The organism is Mucilaginibacter sp. (assembly GCF_036568825.1).
Classification (GTDB): domain Bacteria; phylum Bacteroidota; class Bacteroidia; order Sphingobacteriales; family Sphingobacteriaceae; genus Mucilaginibacter.
The window spans coordinates 18,689-30,542 of the sequence record NZ_DATCRU010000024.1 but is presented as its reverse complement, the minus strand read 5'-3'; the positions used below and the strand labels follow the sequence as shown (position 1 = coordinate 30,542).

15 protein-coding genes are annotated in these 11,854 nt (G+C 47.8%); 9 read left to right on the top strand and 6 right to left on the bottom strand.

Annotated features, from left to right (window positions below; genetic code table 11):
• From VIM89_RS04905 to VIM89_RS04890, 4 genes are all read left to right on the top strand, one after another.
• The coding region (locus tag VIM89_RS04905) for a hypothetical protein (RefSeq protein WP_488155012.1) at positions 1-298 on the top strand (298 nt) is incomplete at its 5' end.
• Between the two features lie 6 nt (positions 299-304).
• Positions 305-427 carry an ATP-binding protein gene (locus VIM89_RS04900; protein WP_488155015.1) on the top strand — a complete coding sequence of 41 codons (123 nt, stop codon included), beginning with the start codon at positions 305-307 and terminating at the stop codon, positions 425-427.
• 114 nt (positions 428-541) lie between these two features.
• Positions 542-928 carry a response regulator gene (locus VIM89_RS04895; protein WP_488155011.1) on the top strand — a complete coding sequence of 129 codons (387 nt, stop codon included), beginning with the start codon at positions 542-544 and terminating at the stop codon, positions 926-928.
• A gap of 22 nt (positions 929-950) precedes the next feature.
• Positions 951-1,127 carry a hypothetical protein gene (locus tag VIM89_RS04890; protein WP_488155010.1) on the top strand — a complete coding sequence of 59 codons (177 nt, stop codon included), beginning with the start codon at positions 951-953 and terminating at the stop codon, positions 1,125-1,127.
• Positions 1,128-1,240: 113 nt separating this feature from the next.
• Here VIM89_RS04890 and VIM89_RS04885 read toward each other — a convergent pair whose 3' ends face one another.
• The gene (locus VIM89_RS04885; RefSeq protein ID WP_488155009.1) at positions 1,241-1,648 is read right to left on the bottom strand and encodes a DoxX family protein; all 408 of its coding nucleotides are present in this window, start codon (positions 1,646-1,648) and stop codon (positions 1,241-1,243) included.
• A 231-nt stretch (positions 1,649-1,879) separates the two neighbouring features.
• Here VIM89_RS04885 and VIM89_RS04880 point away from each other — a divergent pair, with 231 nt between their 5' ends.
• From VIM89_RS04880 to VIM89_RS04860, 5 genes are all read left to right on the top strand, one after another.
• A complete protein-coding gene (locus VIM89_RS04880; RefSeq protein ID WP_488155008.1) occupies positions 1,880-2,071 on the top strand; it encodes a hypothetical protein in 192 nt (63 codons plus the stop codon).
• A gap of 4 nt (positions 2,072-2,075) precedes the next feature.
• Complete coding sequence (locus VIM89_RS04875; protein ID WP_488155007.1) at positions 2,076-2,288, top strand: SHOCT domain-containing protein; 213 nt, start codon at positions 2,076-2,078, stop codon at positions 2,286-2,288.
• A complete protein-coding gene (locus VIM89_RS04870) occupies positions 2,224-2,619 on the top strand; it encodes a hypothetical protein (RefSeq protein ID WP_488155006.1) in 396 nt (131 codons plus the stop codon). The genes VIM89_RS04875 and VIM89_RS04870 overlap by 65 nt, the downstream gene beginning before the upstream one ends.
• Positions 2,588-3,055 carry a hypothetical protein gene (locus VIM89_RS04865; RefSeq protein ID WP_488155005.1) on the top strand — a complete coding sequence of 156 codons (468 nt, stop codon included), beginning with the start codon at positions 2,588-2,590 and terminating at the stop codon, positions 3,053-3,055. Before VIM89_RS04870 ends, VIM89_RS04865 begins: the two co-directional genes overlap by 32 nt.
• Before the next feature lie 238 nt (positions 3,056-3,293).
• The gene (locus VIM89_RS04860; protein ID WP_488155004.1) at positions 3,294-3,773 is read left to right on the top strand and encodes a YybH family protein; all 480 of its coding nucleotides are present in this window, start codon (positions 3,294-3,296) and stop codon (positions 3,771-3,773) included.
• Between the two features lie 290 nt (positions 3,774-4,063).
• Here the strand turns inward: VIM89_RS04860 and VIM89_RS04855 are convergent, their stop codons facing one another.
• The 5 genes from VIM89_RS04855 to VIM89_RS04835 all read right to left on the bottom strand — a co-directional run bounded on the left by VIM89_RS04855 (position 4,064) and on the right by VIM89_RS04835 (position 11,684).
• A complete protein-coding gene (locus VIM89_RS04855; RefSeq protein WP_488155003.1) occupies positions 4,064-6,472 on the bottom strand; it encodes an ABC transporter permease in 2,409 nt (802 codons plus the stop codon).
• A 243-nt stretch (positions 6,473-6,715) separates the two neighbouring features.
• A complete protein-coding gene (locus tag VIM89_RS04850) occupies positions 6,716-10,162 on the bottom strand; it encodes an ABC transporter permease (RefSeq protein ID WP_488155002.1) in 3,447 nt (1,148 codons plus the stop codon).
• A gap of 43 nt (positions 10,163-10,205) precedes the next feature.
• On the bottom strand, positions 10,206-11,147 hold the full coding sequence (locus VIM89_RS04845) for an alpha/beta fold hydrolase (protein ID WP_488155014.1): 942 nt from the start codon (positions 11,145-11,147) through the stop codon (positions 10,206-10,208).
• A 14-nt stretch (positions 11,148-11,161) separates the two neighbouring features.
• Positions 11,162-11,362, bottom strand: coding sequence for a hypothetical protein (locus tag VIM89_RS04840; protein ID WP_488155001.1), 201 nt, complete (start codon positions 11,360-11,362; stop codon positions 11,162-11,164).
• Positions 11,363-11,495: 133 nt separating this feature from the next.
• Entirely contained in the window at positions 11,496-11,684 is a 189-nt protein-coding gene (locus VIM89_RS04835) for a DUF3606 domain-containing protein (RefSeq protein ID WP_488155000.1), read from the bottom strand.
• Positions 11,685-11,854 lie beyond the last annotated feature (170 nt).

Genomic DNA, 11,854 nt, shown 5'->3' with positions numbered 1-11,854 from the left:
GTTCCAGAATAAGTTAAAACATTTTTCGGAAGTTGTCTACCGGTTCCGCATACTTTGTTGTGGTTGTCTCTCAGAAAAGAAATGCTGCTCCGCCAGCCAATTCGGCTTCCCGGCTAACCAGATTTACAGCATCGCCGTTCACCCGGTTAACTTTCGCGCAGCAAAAGCCCGCTTGTTGCCTGCCAGCAATTGCTTTGGCCATTCAGACCGGTGTATGGGTATCAAATCTGAAGACCTTCCGCATATCTTTGACCGGTATTACCGCATTGAAACCAGCCATACACGCCATATCTCGTGATTTGGCATCGGCCTGTACCTTAGCGCGGAAATCGTCAAACGACATGGCGGCGATATCTGGGCGGAAAGCGAAAGTGGCAAAGGTTCAACCTTTTATTTTTCGCTGCCGGCTGCCCGGCGGAATAATTAAAGAAATAATATACTACGCGGCGACGTGTGGCGTTGTTATTAGTATATTCCATTTCCTCTTTTCCCTAATTCTATCTACCGGTTACGTTTACAGGTTTCTAATAAATTAAAGCTTATGGAAACGATTTTGATACAGGAAGCGGATGCGGCTACCCTGGAGGTGCTCACCATCGCTTTGCAAATGAAAGGTTACCGGGTGCGCAGCCTCACTGACCCTAACAAGAACGTGCTGGATATGATTCGGCGGCACCATCCCGGATTAGTACTGCTGGATTGCTGGCTCAGCCATCATTCGGGTAAGCAGATCAGCCACTGGATCAAGTCGCATTTTCCGCGTCTGCCGGTGATTGCCTTTAGCTGTGATAATAACATCGGCGTGGAGTATCGGAAGCTTGGTTTTGACGGCTACCTGAAAAAGCCCTTTGACCTGCAAACGCTGTACGGGGCCATACGTAAATACCTGCCCCGCCAGCGCAAGCATAAACTGATCACAGCTGTTTAACCGAATTTTTAGAAACCAGGATATGGATATCAGTTATTGGGGAACCGGCTTGTTCATCGCGGCCATGGTGATTTTAGTTAGCTGGCTGATCAGGAGAAACCGGAAGGATGAAAAGACCTTCGAGGGAGAGATCATTCAGTCAGAACTCGGGCCGGAAGACGACAAAGATCATGACGAAGGGTCGCCGGACAACGTGTAATGCCGGGACCATCATCGTCTCATTTTCTCAGCCGGATTTTCCCGGTAATACGGGTATAGATAGACTTTATTAAACAATCATTTAATTCACCGGATGGATGTTATACTTCCTGGTCATTTCAGCTTATCCCTGTATCTCAACAACCAGGAAATGACCGTTAAGGTCAGGCAAAGCGCTGCCATCCCATATTTGCCGGGTCCGTCCCCGGTCGAAACATGAGAAAAAACCGCGCCGAAAAATAAAATAACAACGCCTGCATAGGCCCATTCCTTAAGGCGCGCAAAGCCAGGCACAAGGAGGGCAACCGCTGCGAGGATCTTACCTGCACCCAGCAGGAATGCCAGGTAAGACGGATAACCAAGATGCTTCAAAATGCTGCCTGCGTAGCCCTTTTGCAGCAGGTTAAAATCCCAGAGTGCACCAAAAAGCAGTTCAAAGCTTAGCAGCCCGGTTATTATCCAAAACGCAATGATCCTTGTTTTGGAAGCCTTTACCTCTCCTGCAGTTGTTGAATTAGCCATGCGATCCCGGTTAAACCATGCGGCGATACTTTATTTCTTTTTATAAAAATACGATTAATTGTTTAGCCGGGAAACTTAAACAAATGCTGCCGGTATTTGATTTCAAAAAAACGAAAAATGACAAACCAGTCCTATTCCCAATTGTTGTAAATAGAGGCCAGACCGGTTTCGGTATTTCTGCCCGTTCTGTTTAACCCGCGCTTCGGTGGTAGCATCTTTATTATTATCGCCATGGTCATCACGACAGCTAAAAATATAAAAAAAGCGTCCGGCAAGCCGCCCGAAAAGCTGGCAACCGAAGGCCCTTTGTCTGAAAAGGACGAACAGGGGGAAGTCATCGCGCGCAGCCAGGACCTGGCCGGCATAGCCTTGCGTAAATGGCGGCGGTTAAAGGAAAAAATAAAGGATAAATTTAAAAAATAAGACGATGTGGTACTATCATTATTACTGGGGAATGAACTGGATATGGTGGATTGCCTGGTTTTTGTTGCTGGTCTGGATATTTGCGATCCCGGCCGGCATCCCGGGGCAGCGGTATCGCCGGGATACACCTTTGGATATTTTAAAGAAGCGTTTTGCCAGGGGCGAAATCGGCCAAAAAGAATACCTGGAGCAAAAAGCAATGCTGGAAAAAAAGTAAGTTTATGGAGATCAAGGTAAAAGACCCGGAAACGGGCGCATTGCAGCTGTTGCAGGCGAAGCCCGAACAACGGCACGGGGTGCATGGGTTTCGTGTCAGGTACCCCAATCATTCCGGTTTTTTTATCGGCAACCGGGGCGGGGCCTGGCGGGTGATGGATGATCACCATGTCGAACCGGAACTACTGGTCAATATCGGGCTGGCATTGGAGGGCTATTCCATCAGGGAGCAAACGGGGCGCTCACCAGAGGGTACATTCGATACCGATAACCAACCCAACCTGAACAGTGGTATGGGTGATGAAAGCATCATCGATCCGAATAAACCATGAAAAGTCCAGGATGAGGAATGTGCTTTTAACCGGCTGTATCATTGGCCTGCTCAGCGGCGGGTGGCTCCTGGTATTATACCTGGCCGGCTATCTCACTTTCCTGACCGACCTGGTTTCGTTGCTGGCATTTGCAAAACCCCTCCGGCAGGTTCCCCTCCTGGCGGCTGCAGCGCTGTGGATTCCCGCCGGTGGCTTATACTTCGGCCTGCGGAATTATAAGCGCATCCACGATGGAAAATTCACCTTCCGCGCCGCCTTAACAGCCGGTTTAAAAATAATAATGGTTGCAGGCGCGCTGGCCTTGTTATTTGCGCTGGTGTATTGGCGAACCGCGGTGCATGGCGCTGTGAATGAGTTTGCCGGACTGGCCGTAGCTGCTTTGCTGGCCGGTCTTGCTTTAGCGGTGACCATTGCGCTGGTGTTGAAAGACAAATAATGCCGTTCAATACATTAGCCAATGAAAACGGAAAAAATTCATTATGAGTTTGTCAATTCCCAGCCAGGGAACGAACTCAGCTATTTTCCCTGCCGGGAAATATGGATGCCGGGCGGCAGGCAAAACTCGAAAAAAAGCGCGACGAACTGGCTGTTGCCAATGGCTTATACCGGGCACTCATCTTCCGGCAGGGCCAGGATCATGAAATGCGATAATATAAAAACTGGAATCAGGGAACATGAAATTGGAAGGACGAACCAAACAAGGTGGAGATATAGAGAAAGGCATGGAGTGTGCGGTTGCGGATATAATCGAAACCTACCGTCAGGGTTTCCTGCAACTTGATCCTAAGCGTGTCATGTCGATCTGGGATCACGGGTATCATCCATTAGTCTATGTCGCGATGGAAAGACTGGAACCGATATATGGCTGGGCTGCCATTGAGCGTTACATAGCAGCTTTGCCGGAACATTTAGAAAAGGTGGAGGCGAAGAAACTTGATGATGTCAGGATCGCGCTGCTGAATGATACTGCCATGGTCTTTTTCCGGTTCCATTCTATCGTTAAACTTAAGGGCCATGAGGGACTATACCAACCGGCCGGCCGCGTCACGATGTTATTAAGGCGCACCTCGGATGGGTGGCGCGTGATCCATTTTCATGAGTCCGCGCTTGCCGCGCAGGCTGCCGACGCTGTTGCTGCAAGGGCGGCAGTGTAGTCACCCTTATTTTTTATACCTGGAATGTAATACTACCTGGCGAATTGAACCCTATATATAGCGTAATTTAACTTTTGCAACAAAGGTTTGAAATAGTCTTTGAGACAAAGTTTAAAAAAAAAAGCAACTTTGCCTTGGTTATCAAAGAACTTCATCTGTTATTTCACCCATCAAACCGAAGAAGATGAATTATGAAATCGTATTATCCCGGAACGGTTACAAACAGGTATTGCAGGTTATGAACTTTGACTCGGGCCTCCTTAAACTCCCGGGATATTTTTGCCTGGCGATCATTCGCTCCTCAGGCTCTTCACCGGGTTGGCCATGGCCGCTTTGATCGTTTGAAAACCAATGGTTGAAAACGCAACAATTAAAACGATGACGCCTGAGGCGATGAATGTCCACCAGCTGATGGTTATGCGGTAAGCAAAGTCCTCCAGCCATTTGTTCATCACATACCAGGCGACCGGGAATGCGATGAAAGCGGCGATTAAGATGAGTTTCAGGAAATCTGCCGAAAGCATGGTCGTAATACTGGAAACGCTGGCGCCCAGTACTTTTCTTATCCCTATTTCCTTCACTTTTTGCTGCACGGTAAATGCGGTCAAGCCAAACAAGCCGAGGCAGGCGATAATTAACGAAAGCACCGAGAAATACAGGAAGAATTTTGAAAACCGGGTTTCGGACTGGTACTGATCGTTGAGTTTCTTATCCATGAAACTGTATTCAGGCAGCGCACCGGGGAAAGCTTTCTGCCAGTTATCCGTAACCCATTTAACCGCTTTTTGCGGATCGTTCATATCGATGCGCACGGTTATCTGCGAAAAACGCTGGCCGGGGAAACGGGGCATGATAACCAGGGGCTCGACCTGCTGATGTAAGGAGTTGAAATGAAAATCTTTGACGACGCCCACTATTTTGCCGTCCTTGCCGCTGGCATTAAAAAGTTTATTGATAGCGTCTTCCGGATTTTTCCACCCGAAAGATTTTACCACTGCTTCATTGACGATATAGGAAAGGGAATCGGCAACGATGTTTTCGTAAAAATTTCTCCCGGCCACCAGTTTCATCCCATATACCTCGATGTAATGCTGATCGGCTTTTAAGCTATACATCACTGAATTGACCCGGTCGCCATTGCCCGAGACGGTGGTGATACCCCGGTTACCCAGGCCACCCGCCAGTATGGAGTTGGAGGTGGTTACCCCGCTTACCAGCGGCCGGGTCAGCAGGGCATTCTTAAATGCGCTGAAATTTTCCATCACATCCGTATTGCCATTGGTTTTCAGCGTAAGTAAAGCGTCTTTTTGGTAACCAAGATCTTTATGCTGTATGTACGACAACTGGTCACTTACAATCAATATCCCCGCAATGAGAATAATCGATATGGTGAATTGCAGTACAACCAGGGCCTTGCGCAACCCCGCACCACCGGAAGCAGCCGTCGATTTACCCTTCAGAACCTCCGCCGGCTTATAAGCGGTGATGAGAAAGGCCGGGTATAGGCCCGATAGCATGCCGAGCAGGAACGTCAGCACCAATAAAAAGACCAGCAAACCCGGCGCATCAAACAGGAGCAGTTTCTTCCCGCTTAATTGTGTAAAAGCCGGCTGCAGCAATGAGGTGAGCAATAGTGCAAGTAAAAATGAGACAAAAACAATCAGGAGCGACTCGCAGAGGTGCTGCATAATGAGCTGCCGTTTTTGTGCACCCAGAACTTTTTTTACCCCTGTTTCTTTTGCCCGCCGGGACGCACCCGCAGTGGCCAGGTTCATGTAATTGATACCGGCGATCAGCAAAATGACCAGGCCTATGGTGCCGAAGATGTAAATATTCTGCAGGGTGCCGGTGGGCGCTATTTCATACCGCAAATGGGAAGTAAGGTGGATGGAAGTAAGCGGCTGTAAGGAAAAATTCAAATGTGAATGGGCATCCTGCATCTCTTTTACTTCATGTCTTTTGGCAAACGCGGGCAGCTTGGCTTCGATTTTTTTCAGATCAGACTTATCCCTTAGCAGCAGATAGGTGTAATGCTCATTTTTATCCCATTCGGCAGCAGCTTGCGGGGCATAGGTTTCCAACGTTTTGAATGAAATGATAAAATTGAACGTAAAATGGGCATTAACCGGGGCATCGGGCATTACACCTGTAATTTTGTACAGCGCCCCGCGGCCGGAAGGATCAAACAAATAGATAAGCAATGTTTTCCCCACGGGATCTTTATCGCTAAAATATTTTTTGGCCATCGACCTGGTGAGGATAATCGTGTAAGGCGCGTTCAAAGCGGTTTTGGCATCACCCTGCGAAAGATGGTAATCAAAAACATCGAAGAAAGACGGATCAGTCAATAAAATTCCGTCCTCATCCGCCTGGTTATTGCCCAATTTTACGATGGCATTTTTTTCATCTAAACGGACGGTGTTTTCCACTTCGGGAAAGTCGTTTTTTAGCGCATTTGCCAGCGGCGCGCCGGTAACCGCCTGTTCAAACGACTCGGACGGCGTGGTGACTTTTGAGACCACGCGAACGATCCTGTCTGCCTTCGAATTGAATTTATCGTAACTCCATTCATCCTGTATCCATAAGGCGATAAAAATAAAACACGTAAGCCCGGTTGCCAGCCCGCCGATATTTAATAAGGTAAATCCTTTATGACTGGTAAGACTGCGGAAGGCTGTTTTAATGAGATTCCCGATCATGGCCGCTTTTTCTTATTTTTTCCAAAACAATGCCAAATTCGCAATTAATTCATTAACAACGAATTATGGCTTTAAAATAAATTCAAATGTTCGATATCGGGCAATTTTGGTTCGGAAACGTACAATGGTACGCCGGGGTGCTTTCCCTCCCGTTATTCTAACCCAGCCTGTTCCGTAATCGAAATACCTATACAAAGCACGATCACTTCTTTGATAATTAAAATCGGATAAACTTGCGCAACCTTACTCACTTCTCAAACTCTTTACCGGGTTGGCTAATCCGGCCTTTATGCTTTGATAACTTACCGTAAGCAAAGTGATGACCACTGCCCCGGCCGCAGTTCCGGCGAATATCCACCAGGAGAGCACGGTGCGGTAAGTGAAGTTTTTCAACCATTCGTGCATAGACAGCCAGGCAACCGGTGCTGCGATAACCGAAGCGATCAACACCAACACCACGAAATCCATGGACATCAACCGCCATAAATTGAAAACAGAAGCACCCAGCACTTTGCGCACGCCGATCTCCTTGACCCGCTGCTCAGCCATGAAAGCTGCCATGCCAAATAAGCCCAGGCAACTGATAAAAATGGCCAGCGCTGCGAATGAACTGGCCAGCTTGCCGATACGTTCTTCATTGGCGAATTTTTTGGCATATTCATCGTCAACAAACTGATACGAAAATGGAACGGACGGTGCGTAAGTTTTATAAATAGCCTCAATTTTTTTGAGCGCATCGTGCACGTTTATCGCCGGGTTGATTTTGAGAATAACGGCATCAAACTGTTCAGCGGCGAGGTAAAAGATGGTTTGTTTGGCAGGCTCGTACGGTGAGCTCATTACCATATCTTTGACCACGCCGATAATATGATAGTTGGCACCGTTAAAATTCACGGTTTTGCCAACCGGATTTTTCAGGTTCATATATTTTACGGCCGCTTCGTTCAGCACAACGCCCGAAGAATCCGTGAGAAATTTGGTCGAAAAGTCCCGGCCGTCCGTAAACTGCCAGCCTAATGTTTTGCCATATTGCGTACTTACCCGAATCATTGCAAAGTCGACCGCCAGCGACGGGTCCTTTCCGGTCCAGCTGACATCTGATTTGTTATTGTGTATCTCTGTCGTGGTGCTGGATGACTCGGTTACCTCAGTTACGGCACCAAACCTGATCAGGTCCTCCCGCAGGGCGCTAAAATGATCTTCCAGCAGGTGGTGGGCGGTACCCGTTTGGATCAGCCCGGCCCTGGTATAGCCTACCGGGCGGTTCTTTGCAAACTGTACCTGGTTAAAAACAACAATAGTACCCACGATCAGGATGACGGAAACGGTAAATTGGAGTACGACCAGCACTTTGCGCGGAATAGCGGCTGCAGGCCCTGCTTTGAATGTACCCTTCAGTACTTTAACCGGCTGGAAAGCGGACAGGTATAAGGCAGGGTAACTGCCGGCTATCAACCCGGTAAATAACGTAAAGCCGAGTGCCATTACCCAGAAAAGCGGCTGGTCCCATAAAATGTGCATTTGCTTATAAGCCACCTCATTAAAAAAAGGCAGAGCAAGCCACACCAGGATAAGCGAAAGTCCAAAAGCCAGGACCGCGATCAACAAGGATTCCAAAAAGAATTGCCCGATCAACTGCCCCCGTAAAGATCCGACCGCTTTGCGTATACCTACTTCTTTGGCCCGTTTTTCACTGCGTGCCGTACTTAAATTCATAAAGTTGATACAAGCAAGCAACAATACAAATATCCCGGTAATACCGAAAAGCCAAACGTACTCAATAGCTCCGCCTGTATTGACACCATTTCTAAATTGCGAGCACAAATGCCATTTGCTCATCGGCTGAAGAAATAGCTGTGGTTTTAATTTGACTTCTGCAGGATCGCCGCTTTTAAGCTTAATATCTTTTATTTTTTTTGAAAACGCCTCCATATCCACGTGATCGGCTACCTGCACATATACCGGGAAGGAATCTTCACCCCATACAACGGCTGCCCTTTTCAGCCATTCCTGGCTGGCGGTGAAGTACCCCCATGATACCAGAAAATCCATATCATGAATGGTCGTATTAGACGGCAGATCCTCGTAAACACCTGCGACCGCTAAACTGGCCTGGTCGTCAAACCTGATCATTTTTCCCATTGCATCGGTGTTGCCGAACAAGGCTTTGGCGACGGACTGTGAAATGATCAGGGACGACGGATCTTTTAGGGCATCACGTGAACCTTTGCACATTTTAAGCGAGAACATTTCGGGTATTTCCGTCGTGGCATAAGTACCCGGGAATTCCAGTTTTTTGTCGCCGACCGTTAACACGTGGTTTTGGGTCCAGAACGTAACACCTGTATGCTTCAGGTCGCTTCCATAAGTTTTTCGCAAGGCTTCTTCCACCGGCAGTGAGGTGGCTTTGCTGGTCGTTACCGCGCCATTGTAAGTTTTGTTCTGCATCACCTGGGCAATGCGGTTATAATGCTGATGGTATTTATCGAAGGATAACTCATCCCAGATCCATAAACCGATCAGCATAGCGACGGCCATACCCACAGCCAGGCCGCCGATATTAATGACAGCGGCGGGCTTATTTTTGACCAGGTTCCTGTATGCGATCTTTAAATAATTCCTGAACATATAATTGCGTTTTGATTTTTCCAGAGCCCAGGTTGGTGGACTTTCTGAACGCAATAGTACCGGCCGTATTCGCGGCAAACCCGCCAACTTATCAATTGGCGGCCCTTTTTTCAATCCGTTTTTGTATTCCGAAGGCGTTTTGCCCGTCAGTTCCTTGAAAACACGTTGGAAAGTTCTTTCTGAATTGAATCCGGATTCGTATGCGATCCCCAGCAGTGTGAGCCGGTCATAAGCGGCCTCACTCATTTTTCGTGCGACTTCCCTGACCCGGAATTCGTTAATAAAATCACTGAAGTTCTTTTCAAGCCCCACATTAATGATCCGGGACAGATCATGGGGGTGGATTGATAGTTTCACTGCCAATGAGGTCAACGTCAGTTCAGCATCCTCGTAGAGGCGGTTTGCCGCTACCACTTCATTCAGCCCTCGGCCTTTTTCTCTTGCATCCGACCTGTCAGTTGGCATAGACAGTTGGACATCAGTGTCCGATTTCAGGATCGCTTCGGCTGCCATTCCTATCAGTACAAAGACGATGGCAAAAAGAAAAATATAATTAAACAGCGATAACCCGCACGACAAGCCCAGTAGGAGCAAAGCCCTGTCCAGCCGCCGGAAAGCAAACCGCGGGCGGTCCATCAGTATCGGCCGGAGCCGCCTATAGAAGTTTTGTATCAACCGATGAGACAGGTACAAATAGATAATGACCAAAATTAAAGCCAGCCAGGCCGGCATCCAAAATCCCACGAACAGGGAGCAAAAATGCAGCATGTCCTTCCAGCGGAACCGCCGATCCGGAGATGTTAACTGCCGTATGTAAAAATATAATAGCGGCCCCAGCGCCGGTAGCAATAAAGGTGTAAGCCCACCTGTCTTCAAAACCGTTGCGACCAATGCCAGGCTCAAGAACAGGTTGGCTTTTTGATCCCGCTTTTTGGCAAATCCTAAAAGCAGCGCAAACACGATCCCGGTGAACAAACTCCCCAGTGAGGCCAGTTCAAATGGGGTGATATGGGGTAAAAAGGGTTGCAACTGCTGTTCGTGTGTTCTATATGACGTTGCCAATCGGTACTCGTTGCAATGGTGCAAAAAATATCAAAGTCGGGCGTTAATTAGCGGTAGTGTCATGCAGTACTTGCTTACCATGTTCATTATTCGGATTTAACTCAACCGATTTGCGATACATTTTCAAGGCTTCCGATTTATCACCAATTTTCAATAAGGCTTCGCCATAGCTGTCATAGGCATTCCAACTGGAGGGGTGGAGGGAAACATTCAATTTAAATACTTCAACCGCTTTCTTGAAATCCCTTGCCTGCAACAGTTGGTAGCCCCATGTATTGATGTCATCTTCGGAATGCCTGTAAGCCAGTTCCTGGCCCTTGGATTCATTGGCAGCCTGTAACGCATAATCAACAATCTGCTGCCTGATCTTATTCACCCGGACTTCATCCACCATCCCTGCATAGGCTTTGGCGATGGCCAGGATCACAAGGGGCGAGTTATCCGCAAAAATATAATGACCGCAACCCCGGGCGGTGATGCCCGTACGGTTGCCTGCTTCGGCAACAAATTCCCGGTGACACCGCTTCCAGTCGGCAATTTCTGCGGAGTCGGCAAAAGGAGGCTTATCAGAAACAAAATCTATGATGGGTATCGTGGCGGGAAAAGGCGACCGGCGCGCTACCTCAATATTACGACTAAAGTCAGCGCCCTGGAAATAAGAACCGGGGTGTGTATACCTGATCTTTTGATTTCCCTGATCAATGGAATGCTGTGTCGCGGTGAGTCGCGACGGCTGATAAAAACAGGCGGTCGTTGCGTCGATCATGACAGCAAATTTTACCAGGTCCGGGTGCCGGTAGGCAAAAACCTGTGCATAAATGCCACCCTGGGAGTGTGCAACACACATGATGCTGCCGGTAAAACCTAATTTTCTTAATGCGATTTCTAACCCGTCGATAGTATGATTGATCCCGTGATCAATGGTGTCCAGGCCGCTTTTCCCAAAACCGGGCCTGTCATAGGTAATTAAAGGCGCGTTGGTAATTTGCGAGAGCGGTGCTAGAATGTTTTTCCAGGCAGATGCGTCGTCACCGCCGCCTGCTTCAAAAGAATAGGGGTTCCCTTCCCTTCTTTTATCACAAAGTGCAGCGCATAACCGCCGACATCAATCAAAGTATCCTTCAATCGCGATTGAGCCATTGACAGGTTTGAGAAAAGCAGAAAAACGAGGCCAAAAGCGCAGGCATGTAATCTTTTCATGGTAACCCATCATCAAAAAAAATACCATGACCATAACATATTGTTTTTCAATTAATTGGCAAAAGGAATTATACAATAATGCACGGTAGTGATACACCTTTTGTCCGCTATCGTCCAGTCATCTCCGGACAGCTCAGGTATTCCGATTATTTTTTCTTAAGTAGGCCTCCACATCTTTTACCGATGGGCCCACTGCATTTACGACCGCCTTTAACCGGACTTTGGTCGTGTCAAATTTATCCGTCCAATAGGTTAACTGATCTGCGTCGCTGATGTCGATCCGCTCCTTATCCGGGCTGCTTTCGTTTTGAGGGTGGTCCATAACTAATCATTTCGAAACCTAAATTTAACAATAATGCCTGAAACCGATCGCGGAACATCAAATTTGTTTTTGCCTTTCCTACCACGATCCGTATGTGTTTACGCCTGATCGGCCAAATGGGGCATGGGATTGTATTAATCAAAGAAAGGTTAGAGGCAGGGCCGAAATCT